Origin of the sequence: Paraburkholderia sp. RL18-101-BIB-B (genome assembly GCF_046026985.1) — a bacterium.
GTDB lineage: Bacteria > Pseudomonadota > Gammaproteobacteria > Burkholderiales > Burkholderiaceae > Paraburkholderia.
Genome location: NZ_JARESV010000011.1, coordinates 94,514 through 111,415 on the forward strand (window position 1 = coordinate 94,514; position 16,902 = coordinate 111,415).

At 64.1% G+C, this 16,902-nt stretch carries 14 protein-coding genes; 7 read left to right on the top strand and 7 right to left on the bottom strand.

What is annotated here, in order from left to right; all coding sequences use genetic code 11:
• Positions 1–4: 4 nt before the first annotated feature.
• The 4 genes from P0D73_RS18240 (at position 5) to P0D73_RS18255 (ending at position 5,576) form a co-directional block, all read left to right on the top strand.
• Positions 5–2,293, top strand: coding sequence for a hypothetical protein (locus P0D73_RS18240; protein WP_408283296.1), 2,289 nt, complete (start codon positions 5–7; stop codon positions 2,291–2,293).
• Positions 2,294–2,406: 113 nt separating this feature from the next.
• The gene (locus P0D73_RS18245; RefSeq protein ID WP_408178817.1) at positions 2,407–2,556 is read left to right on the top strand and encodes a hypothetical protein; all 150 of its coding nucleotides are present in this window, start codon (positions 2,407–2,409) and stop codon (positions 2,554–2,556) included.
• Between the two features lie 45 nt (positions 2,557–2,601).
• The gene (locus P0D73_RS18250) at positions 2,602–3,054 is read left to right on the top strand and encodes a GDP-mannose mannosyl hydrolase (protein WP_132376976.1); all 453 of its coding nucleotides are present in this window, start codon (positions 2,602–2,604) and stop codon (positions 3,052–3,054) included.
• Between the two features lie 131 nt (positions 3,055–3,185).
• Positions 3,186–5,576 (top strand): PIG-L family deacetylase, encoded by a 2,391-nt coding sequence (locus P0D73_RS18255; protein ID WP_408178818.1) that lies wholly within the window; start codon positions 3,186–3,188, stop codon positions 5,574–5,576.
• A 25-nt stretch (positions 5,577–5,601) separates the two neighbouring features.
• Here the strand turns inward: P0D73_RS18255 and P0D73_RS18260 are convergent, their stop codons facing one another.
• Both P0D73_RS18260 and P0D73_RS18265 read right to left on the bottom strand, forming a co-directional pair.
• On the bottom strand, positions 5,602–6,684 hold the full coding sequence (locus P0D73_RS18260; protein ID WP_408178819.1) for a glycosyltransferase family 4 protein: 1,083 nt from the start codon (positions 6,682–6,684) through the stop codon (positions 5,602–5,604).
• An 836-nt stretch (positions 6,685–7,520) separates the two neighbouring features.
• A complete protein-coding gene (locus tag P0D73_RS18265) occupies positions 7,521–7,970 on the bottom strand; it encodes a hypothetical protein (RefSeq protein ID WP_408432402.1) in 450 nt (149 codons plus the stop codon).
• Here P0D73_RS18265 and P0D73_RS18270 point away from each other — a divergent pair.
• Together P0D73_RS18270 and P0D73_RS18275 are read left to right on the top strand one after the other, a co-directional pair.
• A complete protein-coding gene (locus P0D73_RS18270) occupies positions 7,939–9,480 on the top strand; it encodes a hypothetical protein (RefSeq protein WP_408178821.1) in 1,542 nt (513 codons plus the stop codon). The two genes, P0D73_RS18265 and P0D73_RS18270, sit on opposite strands and share 32 nt — an antisense overlap.
• A 41-nt stretch (positions 9,481–9,521) precedes the next feature.
• Entirely contained in the window at positions 9,522–9,716 is a 195-nt protein-coding gene (locus P0D73_RS18275) for a hypothetical protein (RefSeq protein WP_408178822.1), read from the top strand.
• 312 nt (positions 9,717–10,028) lie between these two features.
• Here P0D73_RS18275 and P0D73_RS18280 read toward each other — a convergent pair whose 3' ends face one another.
• The 4 genes from P0D73_RS18280 to P0D73_RS18295 form a co-directional block, all read right to left on the bottom strand.
• Entirely contained in the window at positions 10,029–11,513 is a 1,485-nt protein-coding gene (locus tag P0D73_RS18280) for an MFS transporter (protein ID WP_132375937.1), read from the bottom strand.
• 86 nt (positions 11,514–11,599) lie between these two features.
• Entirely contained in the window at positions 11,600–12,829 is a 1,230-nt protein-coding gene (locus tag P0D73_RS18285) for a CaiB/BaiF CoA transferase family protein (RefSeq protein WP_408315444.1), read from the bottom strand.
• Positions 12,826–13,803: a hydroxymethylglutaryl-CoA lyase gene (locus P0D73_RS18290; protein ID WP_408432404.1), complete on the bottom strand. Its 978-nt coding sequence runs from the start codon at positions 13,801–13,803 to the stop codon at positions 12,826–12,828. The genes P0D73_RS18285 and P0D73_RS18290 overlap by 4 nt, the downstream gene beginning before the upstream one ends.
• 236 nt (positions 13,804–14,039) lie before the next feature.
• On the bottom strand, positions 14,040–14,933 hold the full coding sequence (locus P0D73_RS18295; RefSeq protein ID WP_132375940.1) for a LysR family transcriptional regulator: 894 nt from the start codon (positions 14,931–14,933) through the stop codon (positions 14,040–14,042).
• 310 nt (positions 14,934–15,243) lie between these two features.
• Between P0D73_RS18295 and P0D73_RS18300 the strand changes: the two genes are divergently transcribed.
• The gene (locus P0D73_RS18300; protein ID WP_408178826.1) at positions 15,244–15,897 is read left to right on the top strand and encodes a LysE family translocator; all 654 of its coding nucleotides are present in this window, start codon (positions 15,244–15,246) and stop codon (positions 15,895–15,897) included.
• A gap of 71 nt (positions 15,898–15,968) precedes the next feature.
• Here the strand turns inward: P0D73_RS18300 and P0D73_RS18305 are convergent, their stop codons facing one another.
• Complete coding sequence (locus P0D73_RS18305) at positions 15,969–16,871, bottom strand: DMT family transporter (RefSeq protein ID WP_408432407.1); 903 nt, start codon at positions 16,869–16,871, stop codon at positions 15,969–15,971.
• Between the last annotated feature and the right edge of the window lie 31 nt (positions 16,872–16,902).

Here is a 16,902-nt window from a genome sequence, read left to right on the forward strand (position 1 = left end):
ACACATGTCGAATGTACGCGAACAGCGCGCGCCGCGAAAGCGCGTCGACGGCTTTTCCGGCGGCAGTCGAGGACTGAGGAGTGGCATTGCCGCCTCGGTGACGGCCGTCGTCCTGCTCGGCCTCGCGGCCGGTCGATGCGCTGCGGCCGATGCTGCGCCGCAGGCAAATGGTGGGGGCAATGGCGAATTCACCGCGGACGGCAGAAAGTGGACGCCGTGTGCGGCGGAATACGGCACCTGCCGTTTCAACGGCACGCGCGACGTGCTGTATGGCACTGCACAACAGCACGTCGTCAAAACGTTCTCGAACAGCGCGGAGTGCAACAACGGCGTATTCGGCGATCCTGCACCGGGCGTGGAGAAGCGTTGCGCGATGGCGCCAACGGTGGCGAATAATGCAACCGCGTCTGTCGCGAAGCAGGACGCAACGCCGAATGCGGCAATGCAATCCGCCACACCCACGGACCTGAAGGCGCCGCCCGGACAAGGGCTGCGTTGCTCAGCGCCTTCGTCACAGGTCCCCACGGCCGCGAGCGGCGATCTGCTCGAAGCCGACACGCCCAGCGACGGCACGCGTCTCTTCGCCATGAACAAACCGTTCGCGCTGGTTTTCGCCACCCGCCCAGCGCAAGCCGACACGCTCAACTGGCAGATACGCGACACATGGAATGCCGTGCGCGCCAGCGGACGCTTTCCCGTTGCAGCTGGTGCGACGCTGTCCACGTTGAGCTGCGCGTCGAGCGTGGCGGGCTACTTCGCGGTGTCCGCATCGCTGGAACGCGGACACGGGCAGTTCGAATCGCGCGGCACGCGTCCCGCGGGCATCGTCACCTTCGGCGTGCTGCCGGATCCCTCCGCTGCGTTACCCGGCGTGCGTTTTCCGTATGAAGATCTGCATCGGTTCGGCGGACAGGGGGCCGCTTATCTTGCGCCGGGTCAGCACTGCTGCGACGGCGACGGCTATCGGCCGGTCTATACCGCTCTCGGCCTCACGTGGGTCAACGACAATCGCAACTGGTATATGGAGGAGCCGAAAAAAACCGGCACGTTCGACCCCGCGAGCAAACAGCTCACGCCCTTCTTCCGGCGCGGCGACCTGCTGCGGCTGATCCAGCTCGACGGCATTCCGCAGTGGGCAAGTCCGACGAACAAGGAGACCCACAGCTATGTGCCGACCTCGCTCGCACAAATGAAGGACTACATGGCCAAAGTGGGCGCCGAGTCGAATCGCGTTCGCATGACTTACTTTCCCAAACAGCGCGACAACTACTATCAGGTGACGTGGGAACCGGACGCCGACGGCGGTCTGCCGTGGCGCGACACGGACGCGAATTTCATCGCCATGTACAAGGCGGTCTGGGAGGGCATCCATCAGACGGATCCGCATGCGGTGGTAATGGGTCTGACCTATTCGTCGGTGCAGGGCAACGTCACATGGATGCGCAAGCTCGGCCCGCTTGGAATCGGCCGCTATATGGACGGCATGACGATTCACGGTTACTACGACATCGGCACGACGCCTTCGCATCCGCCCGAGCGCGCCGCGGATTCCGGCAATCAGGGCACGGTGCCAGGCGCGTTGCCCGCCGCGATGCGGGCGCTGCGCCACGAAATGCGTCTTTACCTGAAGCCCGGCGCGCCGCTCTTCGTGACTGAAACCGGCATCAGCTACGACATCGGGCAGTCGTATGGCAAGAACTATCCGGGCGCGAACGTGCTGTATGCACAGGCTGCCGTGACGGCGCGCACGCATCTGATTTTGCTCGGCGAAGGCGCCGACATGACCTACGTGTTCTATCTAGCGGATATGCCGGACGCCGCGCCGGGCTACGGCATTTTCTTCGAGCTCGATCATCCGAAAGGCGCCTACGGTCCTTCCCGCATCAGCCCGAAACCCGCGGCGCTCGCGGTGGCGGCGATGACGCGAATCATCGACGGCACCGACACGCTCGGCCCGCTCAAGGATCTGCCCCAAGGCGTCTACGCCTACGCGTTCCGCCGGCTCGGCGGCGGCAAGATCGTGACCGCGTTATGGACGCATGACAACGACAAGTGGAACGCCAAAAGCGGCTTCGACGCGAGCCGCAGCGTGGACTATCGGCTGCGGGTCGACGCGCCCGGCACGACCGGCGAAGTGACGGCGTTCGACATGATGGGCAACGCGACGAGCGTGCCCTACCGCGACGGAATGGCTAGCCTGAAACTCTCGCCCGCGCCGGTCTATGTCGTCTCCGGCAATGCCGAAGTCTTCAGGAACGCAGTCACCACGCCCGAGGGTTACATGGCGCATTAGCGGCGCGATGTGACGATAGTTCGGCGTGATGTGACAGGTTCTGTGGCCCTTGGCGCACATAGTATGCAGGCGGAGGCACGTTAGCATGCCTATCAACACGCTGGAGCCGAAACATGAGCGGCCTTGCATGGATGATGCTGATACTGGCCGCGATGATCGGCGCATTTCTCTTTGCGACGATCGGCGCGATTGTGCTCGCGCTTCTTCTGACGAGCGTCTCAAGCCGGCTCACGCGGGACGATGATCAACATCGTGACTACTAGCTGACCTGGCGCTCAACCAGCGCGAGAAGCGGGGGAGATGACATGCTGCTGACCGAGATCGATTTCCTGGACGTGGTCCGCCTCACGCCCCTGGTCGCATTCGATCTGATCGTCAGCGATGCTCAAGGGCGCGTGCTGATCGGCCGACGCCGCAACCGCCCTGCCCGTGGCACATGGTTCGTTCCCGGTGGCCGCATTCATAAAGACGAAACACTCGACGCCGCGTTCACGCGCATCGCCGACGCCGAGTTGGGCATTGCGCAACTGGCGCGCTCGACGGCACGCTTCGAAGGCGTGTTCGAACATCACTACAGCGACAACTTCGCGGGCGAGCCGGACGTGTCGACGCATTACATCGTGCTCGCCTATTCGCTGACGCTCACGGGCACCGCACCGCTCGGACGGCCCGAGCAGCACAGCGAATATGTGTGGCTTGCGCCTTCGGAACTGCTCGCGCGCGCGGACGTCCACGAAAACACCAAGGCCTATTTCCGCTGATACGGGAGCAAGCCATCACGCGGGCCTGAACCCGCGCCGCATCGCAATCTGGCGCTGACTGTGAGTTCGGTAACGTGCCGGCCACGGTCGCTACAGTATGATGCGAGCTCACCGTCAGAGCTCGAATCACTATGCGACTACCGGCAATCAGGCTCGTTCGCGATTCTTTCACTGCTTTACTCGCGGTTTTCTTCTTCACCTTCCTGCCGGGCACGGCGCGCGCGGCCGATTGCGGCGCCGGCACGCTGGTCACTGTGGTCGCGCACCTCGACGACGATCTGCTCTTCGTGGACCCCGCCATCAGCGAGCGTCTCGACGCGGGCTGGTGTATCACCACGGTGCATCTGATCGGCGGCGCCAACGGCGGGGACTTCGCTTATGTTCAAACGCGCGAGCGGGCCTCGCGGCTCGCCTATGCGCGCATGGCAGGCGTGCCTGACGAGTGGCTCGAATCCAACGTGACGATTGCCGGCAAGCTCGTGCATCAAATGGTGCTGAAGGCCCGGCCGCAGGTGCGCCTGCTCGAATTGCGCCTGCCCGGCGGCGCCGTGCGCGGCGGCCGCGTGCCGCTCGGCCTGCTGTGGGAGCAGCACGCCACGATCTCCACTTATCCGATGAACGCGGACGGCTCCGTACGCGTGAAATACGATCGCGACGCGTTGTCGGCCACGTTGAAAGTGATACTCGCGCAAGCGACGCTGATCTACACGCTCAATCCGGACACCGTTCCGTTTATCGAGCATCCCGATCACATCTATTCCGCGCGCATTACCCGCCACGTCGCGCAGACGCTCGGCAAAGGCGTCCCGATCGTCTATCACGTCACCTATCCGACCGGCGGCTGGCCCGGCAATCTTCCCGCCGCCGAAGTGCAGCGTAAGCGCGACATCGTCGCCAGCTATTTTTCGATCGACGGCAGCGAGTCGTCGCATGTATTCGGCGAGTTTCAATGGGACGGCAACTGGATTTCGCGCCGCTATGCGTTTGCCGATCGCTCCGATCGCCGCGTGCCCGATTTCGTGTCTCATCCGATTCAGCTCTTCAATGCGGCGGCGAGCCGCTGCCTGACCTCCGCGGGTCCAGGCCGCGCGCCGACACTCGCCGCGTGCACGGACTCGTCCACGCAGCAATGGCGATGGGATCCGCTGACCGTGTATCCCGGCAATACGCGCAACGCGGCGCTCGTGAGCGTCGCGACTTCGCAATGCATCGCCGAGCGCGACGGCTATCTGGTCGCCGAGACTTGCGATCAATGGGACCTGGCACAGCGCTGGACGCCGTGGGACTTCGGCCTCGTCTATACGCCGATGCGGCATTGCCTCGGCGAAAACGATGGCAAGCTGACCATGCGCGGCTGCACCGCGCTCACCACCCGCTACCGTTGGGCCACCACGCAACGCACCCAGGCGAACGACCTGAGGCTCGCCACGGCGATGGTCGGCGACATCGCCGGCTCGGGCGAGCAGTCCGCCGTGTACGTTCAGCGGCAACACGACGGCCCGGGATTCGACGTGTATGCCGCGTCGCTCGCGAAAGCGTCGCCGCCCGCGCTCTGGTACGCGGGCGCCGTCCCATTCGATCCTCTGGCTACCGCACCGAGCTGTGCCGGCGACAAACTGTGCTTCGACAGCGTGCGCTTCCTGCTCGGCGATTTCGACGGCGACGGCAAGGCGGATCTGATGATCGTCGCGGCGCGCCAGGGCGGGACCGCATTCTGGTTGCTCCGCAGTGCCGGCGACCGGTTCGAGGCGCCGCGCCTCTGGCTGCAGACCAGCAATGCGTTCAAGCCGGAACTGACGCAGCAATATGTGGCGGCGGACTTCACGGGAACGGGACGGGCCAGCGTGCTGATCGCGCAGAAGCGGCCCGACAGTGGGCTCGATCTGTGGATCGCGTCTTCGCAAGGATCGGGCGTCTCAACGGGAGCGGCGCCGGCGCTCTGGGCGCAGGCCAAAAACCTGCCGCAGAACGTCAATCTGCTGGTGCGCGAAACGGCGGGCGCGCGCGCCTCGCTGGTCGCGGTCGACGGCGCGAACCGCCGCCTCGCGCTCACGCCCATCACCAACGAGGGCTCGCGCATGAGCGTCGGCGAACGCAACGTCTTGCCGGCAAGTTTCGCCCCCAACTTCGTGAAGGTGACAATGGGCGCCGTGCACGGCCGCGACAGCAACACGCTGATTTTGCTGAGCCCGCATCTCGACGAGTCGAGCGAAGAAGCGATGGTCGACGTCGCCACCCTCGACCTGAGCGGCGCGGCGAGCGCGCCAGCCCAGGCGGCGATATTGCACGGCATGACCTGGTCGGATGTGTTTCCGCAATTCGTGCGCGACAGACAGGGTGCCGCACTCGTGCTGTTTCGACGGACGGACGCGACTCTCGGCGATTTCTATTTCACCGGCGGCGCGCCCGCGCTCACGCGCTATCCATCCGGAAACGGCCTGACACTGGGCGAAGCTCAGGAACTCGGCAAACTGCCGGGGCTTTTCTCGGAGACAGTGCGAATCGACCGGCTCGCGCAGTAGCGCGGACCGGCCGGTCCGATAGACGTCAGGCCGAAACCTGTAGCTGAACGAACTTGCGCGCGATCGTCATGTAACGATCCGCGGTGTCGTGCAGCGTGTAGCCGGCCAGTTGCCGGTTCGCGCGCGGCGTGTCGAGCGCGTGCAGCAGCGCGCGGCCGTAGGCTTCCGGGTCGGTCGTATCGACCAGGTTGACGCCGGCGAAAGCGCTCGCAAAGCCGAACGAGGGAATCCGGCTCGCCACGACTGGAATACCCGACGCAAGCGCCTCGAGAAAACCAATGCTCTGCGCTTCGAAACGCGACGGCATCGCGAAGACACGCGAGGCGCGCAGGATCGCGGCGACGTCGGAACGCGGCCCGCCCACCGTCACCTTGCTTTCCAGGCCGAGTTGACGAACGAGCGACAGCACCGCTCTGTGATAGTCGAGATCTTCGACAACGCCGCAGAACAGCAGATGCGCTTCCGGCTCCGATTGCAGCACGCGCTCGAACGCGCGGATCGTGTCCAATTGGCTCTTGCCTTCGATATAGCGGCCGAGCTGGACGATCTGCTTCGGGTGCATGCCGATATCCGGCGCGACGGCGTCGTTGGCTTGCGCGAATAATTGCGCGTCCACGCCATTCGGAATCACGACCATGGACGGATGCCGGCCAATCTCACGAAGGTAGTCGTCGATATTCTGCTGCGACACGCCGATGATCGCTCTCGCCCGTCGCGAGAGGAGGCGTTCGGCCCGCTTGAGCGCGCCGTTCTCGAAGTCGTTGACGCCGGAATGCATCACCCACGCAATCGGCGTATGGACCGGCAGGAGGCGCACATACAGCGCGGCAAGCGTGGCGTGAGCCACGATGAAGTCGGGCCGGAACCGCCGTACCACGCGATACAGGTGCAACAGCTTTCCCACCCTGCCGTAGCGAACCTCGGGAAACAGACACGTGACGCCCGCCGCCTGAAGTTCTGCGTGAATGGCGGCGAAATCGTCCTGCTCTGGGAGCAGCGACGTCATGCAGACTTCATGGCCACCGCGCTGATGGTGAATGGCCAATCCTTTTACGAGTACTTCTGCTCCGGACAAGCGCGGTGCATGAACCAGTTGAAGAATCCTCACGATTTATCTCTCTGGATAACCGCCTTTTTTGCGCAGCGGAGGGATACCGCCCCCGTTATTGCAGACCCCAAATAACGTCGGCATCCATCATCGTGTATCGCGCGTTCCCTTTCGCGGAGCGCGTCAATGGCTCAGTAAAACAGCGACAGTTCCGCTGCGAAGTCCATGTCGCGAGGAAACGTTACACCCAAGGCCCAGCACTTTTACGCCAACCCCAAGAGCTTTTCGGCGGGTCAATGAGCGCTAGCGCCCATTTCTCAGTCGATTAGCCGTGCCAGATAGTTAGGCATCCGTTTCAAATTATTGCGACCCCAATTCGTTATGGCGAAAAAATACTAGTTTCGCCTGACGGATATTTTCATGCGATCAAAGCAATTAGTACTGCATTAATGTTCATACGTAACGACTCGTTACTTCTTTTAAACACACTAATGCGTATTGTTGCGGTCGATTCTTCCCAAATTGAGCTTTTCTAGCTTACAGGACAGTAAAAAATTCATCGGCTCGCGCCGTGAATTCATGTAATGCGATCTGAATCGCGCTGTTCCTCAACTCGCTGGCCGTTTTCGTCGTACCTTCCCCGGTCGTCCGATTCCGCCAAATCCGCTTCTGTCAGCGGTTCGGTTTCGTATGACAAGAGTTTCTCTACAGAGAAATGCGTTCGGGGCCGACATCCCGGGAAGGCATCACCTTCGCGCAGCCGCAAAGCTGCGCACACAGGACGCCAGTGTCGAAGCCTCGGTCATCGGCTGGCTTGCAAATGAACCCCGATGTTCGCTCCACCTCCCGACGCGCTTTGCGCGAGGACACGGACGAAGCATCAGCTAACGCATTGCTTACAGATTGATGAAATCGCACCTACTCGCACTCTCGACACTCTCCCTCGCACTCGCCGCATGCGGCGGCGGTGGCGGCGGCAGCACCACCAGCACCGCGGCAAGCCAGTCCAACGGCAACAGCAGCAGTTCGAACAGCTCGGCCAGCACGTCTGCCGCTAACAACCCCAGCACCGGCACCACTGCGCTGAACGCCACGGGCGGCACCGCGGCCATGAGCTGCGCCTCGCCCTCCACGTCGGCCGGCTCGGGCAGCGCGACGATCTCCGCCGATACGCCCAGCGCCGACGGCACGCGCATCTTCGCGGCCGGCAGCACCTTCCAGCTCGCCTTCAACACCAACGCGCCGAGCGCGGACACGCTGAACTGGGCCGTCACCGACACGCTCGGCCGCGTCGCCGCGAGCGGCAGCACCGCCGTGCCGAGCGGCGCGAAGACCATCACGTTCAATTGCACCTCGACGCTCGCCGGTTATTTTGCGGCGACGGGCACGCTCGCCAAGAACGGCGGCCAGCTGCCGCAAGCCGGCACGCGTCCGGTCGGCATCGCCAGCTTCGGCGTGACGCCGAACCTGTCCGGCGTCGTTCCGGCCGTCACCTATGCGCGCCAGGAACAGCATCGCTTCGGCATGCAGGGCGCAAACGACAACGGTCCGCTGCTTGCCGCGCTGGGCATTTCGTCGACGATCGACGACCGCCAGCTCTCCACCATGGAACCGAACGGACCGAACACGTTCAATCCGTCGGCCAGTAATCTCGATTCGTTCTACAAGAGCGGCAACGTGATGCGCCTGATCCGCCTCGACGGCATTCCCGCCTGGGCGAGCAGCACCGGCGCCTTCCAGGACGACACGACGCTGCCAACCGATATTTCGTACTACCAGAGCTATATGAGCCGTGTCGGCACGGAATCGAACGCGATTCGCGCCGCGTACTTCCCGACCCAGTCGGCGAACTACTATCAGGTGACGTGGGAACCGAACCAGATGTGGACCGATACCGACGCCAACTTCGTCGCGTTGTACAAAGCGGTCTACCAGGGCATTCATTCAACCGATCCGCACGCGATGGTGATGGGCCCGGCCGATGCCTTCCCGAGCCTGACCACGACGCACCTGAAACGCCTCGCGCCGCTCGGCTTCGGCCAATACATCGACGCGGTCGCCACGCACGGTTACTACGACGCGGGCACCTCGCCGTCGCACCCGCCTGAGCGCTACGACAGCGACCCGTCCACTGCGGATGGTTCATTGCGCGGCCAGATGCGCAACCTGCGCACGGAGATGGCCACCGACTATCGCACCGGCATGCATCTGTTCTCGACGGAAGCGGGCATCAGCTACGACCTCGGCAGCTCGTACGGCCCGAACTATCCGACCGCGAACGTGCTGTACGCACAAGCGGCGGTCGCGGCGCGCATGCACATCATCACGCTCGGCGAAGGCGCGGATCAGACCTACGTGTTCTACGGCGCGGACTATCCGGATGAAGTCGGCTACGGCACCTTCTTCGACCTGAGCGATCCGCAAGGTGCGTTCGGCGCGTCCAACATCAGCCCGAAGCCGGTTGCCATGGCGATCAGCGCGATGACGCACACGCTCGACGGCACCACGACGCTCGGTCCGGTGAACGGCACGCCGACCGGCGTATACGCCTACGCGTTCCAGCAGGTGGGCAACGGCGCGGTGGTCACCGCTTTGTGGGCGCACAACAACAACGTGTGGAGCGCGAGCGCGGGTTTCAGCTCGACCTATAGCGTCTCGTACAGCCTCAACGTCGATGCGCCGGGCACGAGCGGCACCGTGAAGGTGGTCGACATGATGGGCAACGCGACCAATGCGAATTACAGCAACGGTGTGCTGACGCTCAACCTGACTGAATCGCCGGTGTATGTGGTGTCGAACAATGCGTCGGTCGCCAAGGCCAACGCGACGACGCCGGTGGGATACGTCGCTATGTAAGTTGCGCGTTTGATGGACCCGAATTCGGGTACTCGGTGGACATGAAAAACGTCAGCCGGCTCATAGGCCGGCTGACGTTATTTTTTTGGACGCTCGAAACAGGCAAGGCATGTTCGGCGTCGAGATCGAGTCACGATGTTCTCGTGGCGCTGGCGATTGCTTTCATCGCGCTGGCAAAAACCGGTCAGATTTCTTGCATGACTTGTGCGCCGGCCAAACTGCTGGGCCTGATGTGAGCTTCGCCGAGACCACAGCCAGGCAAGCGCCTTAAAAACCAGAAACCCCAACATAAAGCACAAAACAGGCGCACACTACCTTATTGCTCCCCTGCGGAGCAAAAACCGCCAATTTGGGAGTCCATCATGGCAAAAGGTCAAATGCGCAGTAACCGCGAAGTCAAGAAACCGAAACAGGCGAAGAAACCCCAACCCGCCACCTCGCCATCAGGCGCGCCGCCGATTCGCGTAGCACCGAGCGTGTCAGCGACCCAGAAGAAGCACTAAAGCGAGCAAGCCCGCCCCACACAGGCGGGCATCCTCCTCGACAAACTACTTCGAAATATCCTCCAACGCCACGTCCCGCGTCTTCGGCCCAAGCGTTCCAATGGCCAGCATCACCACTGCCATTGCCCCGGAGATAAACACGAACACGCCGTCCACGCCGAAGCGGCTCAAACATCCCGCGATCACGAACGCGGAGAACATCGCCGAAATCCGGCTCCACGAATAAACGAATCCCACGGCCCGCGCCCGAATGCTAGTCGGAAACAACTCGGCCTGATACGCGTGATAGCTATACGAAATAATATTTCCCGCTAGCACGAGACAGACGCCCAGGCTCACCAGCAACACCGTCTCGCGCGCCTGGCTGAACGCCAGCCCGCACACCACGTTGACCGCCGCCATGCAGATAATCACTGTCTTGCGCTCGAAGCGGTCGGCGATCAGCAATCCCAGCAACGGCCCGAGCGGTGCGGCAATCGCGATGATGCTCGCGTACATCAGACTCGTCGTCACCGTAATGCCCTGCTTGATCAGCAAGGTCGGAATCCAGTTTGCGAAGCCGTAATAGCCCATTGTCTGGAACACGTGGAAGATGATCAGCATCAGCGTGCGCTTGCGATATGGCGGCACCAGCAGATCTCGAAACGCCGCCCGTGCGCGCACCGGTTCGGGCGAGGCCGGCTCCGGCAACGGCCGTCCGTATTCGCGCGCCACGCGTGCTTCGAGCCGCGTCATGATCGCGTCCGCTTCGTCGATGCGGCCTTTCTGCGCGAGCCAGCGCGGGCTCTCCGGCAAACGCAGGCGGATCCACCACACCACGATCGCGCCGACCACGCCGGTCAGCACGACCAGACGCCAGCCATCCAGGCCGAAGTAGCGATGCGGCACCAGCAGATACGAGAGAAACGCGACGATCGGCACCGCGCAAAATCCCACCGCCTGTGAACACGCCGACGCGCGTCCGCGCACATGCTTCGGCACGAGTTCGGAAATGTACGTGCCGATCGTGACGATCTCCACGCCAATGCCGATCCCCGCAATGAAGCGCCACAGGTTGAGCCCGAGCGCCGTGTCCTGGAACGCCATGATGATATTGGCCGCCGTGTACCAGAGCAGCGACCACGTGAAGATCGCGCGCCGGCCAAAACGGTCGGCGAGAAAGCCGCACGCCGCCGTGCCGATGAACAGGCCCGCGAACAACGCCGCGATGAAACTCGCGACGCCGCTGGTGCCGAACAGACCGTGCGTGGTCGCGGTGAGAATGCCGCTGCGCACGAGTCCCGGCGCGATGTAGCCGGAGAACATCAGGTCGTACAGTTCGAAGAAGAGCCCGAGGCTCAGCAGCATCACCAGCTTCCAGATCGAACGCGTGGCCGGCAGGCGGTCGAGTCGCGCGGAGATACGCGCACCATCGAGCGCGATTTCGTCCGCGCGGCCGTCCGCCGACGCACCCGCGCCGGAGGGCAAACCGCCGAGCGCGCCGGCATCGCCGACCGCTGTCGCATACACCGCATGATTCGACGACTTCATCGTCTGTCTCCTTTGTCCGGTCTTGCGCCGGATGAGATTGATTTGATTGCGTTCCATACATCGAACGCCGCGCTCATGCAACGGCCTCACGCGGCTTCCTGCGGCGCCTGCTTCGACCCGCCGCCCAGCGCCACGATCTGCGCCTCGTCGTAGCCGAGATCGCGCAGCACTTGCGCCGTGTGCTCGCCGATCTTCGCGATCGGTTGACGTGGCTGCAGACGCGCGCCGTCGAGTGAAATCGGCAGCAAAGGCATGCCGGTTTCGCTGCCGTCATCGAGCGTGAGCCGAGCAAGACCACCGCTCTGGTTCAGATGCGGATCGTCGAACAGCTCTTCGGGTTTCGTGATCGACGCGAACGGAATGTGATCGCGCTCGAACTGGGGCGCGAGCGCCGCGCCTTCGAACTGGCTCAGCGTTTCGCCGAGTGTCTTCAACAGCCATTCGCGCGCCAGCACGCGGTCGTTGTTGCTGGTGAGGCGCGGGTCGGCCAGCAGATCCGCGCGGCCGAGAATCGCACACAGCGCGCGCCACTGTCCGTCGCCGGTCGCGGCGATGAACATCTGCTCGTTGTTGGCGAGCGTGAACACGTCGTACACGGCCCACGCGCTGATGCGCTCGGGCATCGGCGCGGCTGGCACGCCGGTCGCGGCGAACTGCTGCATGTGCTGCGCGGACAGCAGCACGCAGTTCTCGAACAGCGCGCTCTGCACTTCCTTGCCGCGTCCGCTCGCATGCCGTTCGTGCAAGGCGGCGAGCACGCCGATCGCGCCGAACATGCCGCCCATGATGTCGTTGACCGAACTGCCCGCGCGCAGCGGACGGCCCACCGGCCCGGTCATGTAGGCGAGGCCGGCCATCATCTGCACGACTTCGTCGAGCGCGAGACGGTGTTCATACGGACCGTTCAGGAAGCCCTTGTGCGAGACGTAGATGAGCTTCGGATTGCGCTCGCGCAACGTCGCGTAGTCGAGACCGAGGCTCGCCATGCGGCCCGGTTTGAAGTTCTCGACGAACACGTCCGTGGTATCGACCAGCTTGTGCAACGCGGCCAATCCCGCTTCGCTATCGAGGTCGAGCGCCACGCTCTTCTTGTTGCGATTGAAGGTGCGGAAAAAGCCCGCGCCGGTGCCGAGCAAACGGCGCGTACCGTCGCCGCGCGGCGGTTCGACCTTGATCACTTCAGCGCCGAGATCGCCGAGAATCATCCCGCAGGTCGGGCCCATCACCATATGCGACAACTCGATCACACGAATGCCCGCGAGCGGCAGCGCGCCTGGCTGCGGCAAAGAGGTGGAAGTAGAGGAAAGCGGATTCATTGCAGTACCTGCGAGTCGGAGAATTCGAAACGTTGACGGGCGGCGCTGAACTGCTTCGGCAAGCCGGCGCGCGCCAGATAGCCGTACAGCGGTTCGCCGGGCAAAGCGTCGGCGAGCACGGCGCGCGACGCGAGCAGAAGGTCGAGGTCGATGCCGGTCGTGTAGCCCATGCTGTCGAGCATGAACACGAGGTCTTCGGTGTTGACGTTGCCGGTTGCGCCCGGCGCATGCGGACAGCCGCCGAGTCCGGCCAGCGACGCGTCGAATTCGCGGATGCCGTGTTGCAGCGCGACCAGTGTGTTGGCGAGACCGAGGCCACGCGTGTCGTGGAAATGCAGCGAGCGCAGCCTGCCGCCCGCGACGTTGCGCACCAGTTCGATGATCTCGCCGACCTGGCGCGGCGTCGCTTCGCCGGTGGTGTCGCCGAGTGCGATCACATCGGCGCCTGCTTGCACCGCGGCGTCGGAGATCGCGGCGATATCCGCGTACGGCACGGCGCCTTGCAGCGTGCAGCCGAACACCGTCGACAAGCCGGCGATCAGTTCGACGCGCCGCGCGCCCGCTTTCGACGCGCCGTCGATCAACTCGCGCATCGCCGCGAACGCCTCGATCATTTCCGCCGGCGTCTTTCGCACGTTCGCAAGGCTATGCGCGCCGCTCACCGAAATCGGCGCGACGATCCGATGCACGCCGCATTCGAGCGCTCGTTGCGCGCCCTTCAGATTCGGCACCAGCGCCGTGACAATCAGATCGTCGTAGGTGAGCGCGTGGGCGATGACTTCGTCGGCATCGGCCATCTGCGGCAGCAGCTTCGCCGGCACGAAGGAGGCGACTTCCATATGGCGCACGCCGGCAGCATACGCGGCGTCGATCCAGCGCCGTTTGGACTCGGTGGGCATCGTGAGGGCGATGCTTTGCAGACCGTCTCGCATACCGACTTCGGTCACGACGACGCGCTCCTGGGTGTCACTCATGGTCTTGAATCCCGGTCTTGGATGCCGCGGAGAATGAGGGGAATGAAGCAACTGAGTGACAGCGTGCCCGCGCATCGACCCGCGGCAAAGTCTGCGTTGGCGACGTACTCCATCGTCGCTCGCGATGGCGGCTCAGGCAGGCCGGACGGGCGTGAGCCGTCGCAAAGGGGAAACCCTTAAGGGCTTTTCAGAGGGAGGAGAGCAGGCAGATCGCGGCCGGGTTTCAGCTCAGACACTCAGCCCGCGTTCAGCAGATGATCGAGCAGATGTGACGCCGCGAGCGTGAGCGCCTGACGGTCGCGCATGCAAATCACGAAGCGCCGTTCGGCCCAAGCTTCGCTCAAGGGCACGGCCATGATGCCGTATTCGTCGGCGGCGTGACGCGGCAGCGCTTCGCGCGGCAGGATCGCGACGGCGAGGCCGGCCTGAATGAAACGATAGGCGGCGTCGAACGTCGATACGTAGGTGCGATAGTTGAGTTCGCGGCCCTTCTCCACCGCGATGCGCTGCATCAGTGCATTCACCGAGGCGTTCGACGAGAGTCCGAGGTGGTCGAACGCCAGCGTCTGCTCGAAGCTGACCGCGCCCTCGCCCGCGAGCGGATGGTCGCGCGGCACGATCAGCGCGAGATGATCGGCGCGATAGGGCAACGCGTCGAGACTGCCCATCGGCACGACATCGCGGCAAATGCCGAGATCGGCGACGCCTTCTTCCAGCCCTCGAACGATCTCCGCGCTCACGCGCTCTTCGACGTCCACGCGAATTCGCGGGTTCGCCTTTAGAAACGCCGAGAGCGCCTCAGGCAGAAACTCCACCATCGACGACACGTTCGCCAGCACCCGCACATGGCCGCGCGCGCCGGCCGCGTATTCACTGAGTTCGGCTTGCAGGCGTTCGTGGCCGCGCATGATGAGCCGCGCATGCCGCAGCAGCGCCTCGCCGGCAGCGGTCGCGCGCACGCCGCGCTGGCTGCGCGAGAGCAACGCGACATCGACCAACGCCTCGAGATCCGCGAGCCGTTTGCTGACCGCCGACGGCGCGATGAACTCGCGTTCGGCCGCGCGCGCAATCGTGCCTTCCTCGCAGACGGCAATGAACAAGCGCAAGGTCACCTGATCGATCTGCCACATGAGCGGGCGTGCTCCCAAGGTCTGAAGTGGGAAAATTATGCCCGACGATGACGGCGGCCGAGGCCCTCTCAGGGTATCCACCGCGGAGGTTGCTGGGGTTGCTGGGGTTGCTGGGGTTGCTGGGGTTGCTGGGGTTGCTGGGGTTGCTGGGGTTGCTTGGGCTGTTTGAGCCGCTTTAACCCGCGATCATTCCCGCACTTGCCCGGCTTTTCCGGTCTGGCTATGCTGAGGGCCTTGCCGGCCGCGAGCCTCTGCGCAGCACGCGAATCGCGGCACGAACCAGAACAATCGACCAGAACCAGAGAGAGCCATGTCCACCACCAGTCTCTTCCTCACCGCCGCAGGCGTCGGCCTCGCGATTGCCGCGCCGGTCGGCCCGATGGGCATGCTGTGCATCCGCCGCACGTTGACCGGCGGTCCGCGTGCCGGGCTAGCCATCGGTTTCGGCATTGCAACCGGCGACGCCGCTTACGGTCTGATTGCGGCACTCGGCCTCGTCAGCATCTCGCAGTTCATGCTCGCGTACGACCGGCCCTTGCATCTGCTCGCCGGATTGTTCCTGTTGTATCTGGGCGTGCGCACGCTACTGCAGAAAGCACCTGCCGACGCGTCGAACGGCGACGGCAACGGCGACGGCAACGGCAAGCTCGCGCAAGTGGGCCGCGCCGGTGCGCTGCGCGCCTATGCAAGTTCATTGCTGCTCACGCTGACCAATCCGCAAACGGTCATCATGTTCGCCGCGCTGTTCACGACGCTCGCCCCGCGCGGCGCGTTTTCATCGGGCATCGCGCTGACCACGGTTGGCGGCGTATTTTGCGGCTCGATCGCGTGGTGGTGTTTCCTCGTGACGGTGGTGTCGCTCGCGCGCCATGCGATCGGTAGCAAACTGCGCGTTGCCATCGACCGGATCGTCGGGTTCACGCTGGCGGCGTTCGGCGTCGTGGAAATTCGCCGGGCGCTTTGAGCAAGCATCCGCGCACAGCACCACGTGTTAGCGCTGCGGCTGGGTCGGCCGCTACGCTCCCAGCCTCTGCCTCACGAGCGCCCGCGCAACGCCACGAGCACCACACCGCAGATCGCCAGCAAACCACCGCATAGCGTCGCGAGCCCCGGGCGTTCTCCGGTCAGCAGCGCGGACAAGACTGTCGCCACGGCCGGCGTCAGATAGAGAAAACTGGCCGCGCGCGCCGCGCCGAAATGACCGAGCGCGAAGGTCCACGTCGCATAACCGAGCGTCGCCGGAAACACGCCGAGCACCAGCACCGCCTGCAGCGTCCCGTGTGGCGCGCCGTCGAGCGAATGCACCGCGCCCGGCAACCAGGGCGTCAGCAGCAGCGCGCCGGCCAGCAATGTGTAGGCGGTGCAGGTCAACGCGCCGTAGACCGGAATCAGACGCCGCTGCAGCACGAAGTAACTCGCGGAACACAGCGCGGCGCCGAGAATCAGAGTGCTGCCCGCGCCGAGCGTCAGGCCGCCCGGCTGCCCGCGCGCAATCACGGCGATACCCGCCAGGCTTATCAGCGACCCGAGCCATCCCCAGCGGTTGAAACGCTCGCCGAGTACGACGGCCGCCAGCAGCGCCGTAAAAATCGGCAGCGTATTGACGATGAAACTCGCCGCGCCCGCAGCCACGGTCTTTTCACCGGTATTGAGCAGCGCGTTGTAGAGCGCGATGCCGAGAAAACCGCACAACGCGAAGCGCAGGCCATCGGGCCATGTCGGCAGACGCGGGCGCCGGTAGGCGAGCCACGCGAGCACCAGCAGCGCCGCAGTAGCGAATCGCGCTGACGCCAGTTGCAAAGGCGGCAAGCCCTGCAAGCCGATCCGAATGAATGGAAAAGCGGATGCCCACGACACAATCGTGAAAGCGACCGCACCTGCCGCCAACAGCGGCTGACGCGCAAAGCGCGAGGGACTAGGCGAAGTGAGTGTGTTCATGCCGCGATCGTGCCTCGCCATGAGCTGCTAA

Excerpts from the sequence above, each read along its gene's own strand:
- P0D73_RS18255 (WP_408178818.1), top strand. The coding sequence starts at position 3,186 with ATGCGACTACCGGCAATCAGGCTCGTTCGCGATTCTTTCACTGCTTTA.
- P0D73_RS18290 (WP_408432404.1), bottom strand. The coding sequence starts at position 13,803 with ATGAGTGACACCCAGGAGCGCGTCGTCGTGACCGAAGTCGGTATGCGA.
- P0D73_RS18280 (WP_132375937.1), bottom strand. The coding sequence starts at position 11,513 with ATGAAGTCGTCGAATCATGCGGTGTATGCGACAGCGGTCGGCGATGCC.
- P0D73_RS18300 (WP_408178826.1), top strand. The coding sequence starts at position 15,244 with ATGTCCACCACCAGTCTCTTCCTCACCGCCGCAGGCGTCGGCCTCGCG.
- P0D73_RS18295 (WP_132375940.1), bottom strand. The coding sequence starts at position 14,933 with ATGTGGCAGATCGATCAGGTGACCTTGCGCTTGTTCATTGCCGTCTGC.
- P0D73_RS18245 (WP_408178817.1), top strand. The coding sequence starts at position 2,407 with ATGAGCGGCCTTGCATGGATGATGCTGATACTGGCCGCGATGATCGGC.
- P0D73_RS18240 (WP_408283296.1), top strand. The coding sequence starts at position 5 with ATGTCGAATGTACGCGAACAGCGCGCGCCGCGAAAGCGCGTCGACGGC.
- P0D73_RS18305 (WP_408432407.1), bottom strand. The coding sequence starts at position 16,871 with ATGAACACACTCACTTCGCCTAGTCCCTCGCGCTTTGCGCGTCAGCCG.
- P0D73_RS18285 (WP_408315444.1), bottom strand. The coding sequence starts at position 12,829 with ATGAATCCGCTTTCCTCTACTTCCACCTCTTTGCCGCAGCCAGGCGCG.
- P0D73_RS18275 (WP_408178822.1), top strand. The coding sequence starts at position 9,522 with ATGAAAAACGTCAGCCGGCTCATAGGCCGGCTGACGTTATTTTTTTGG.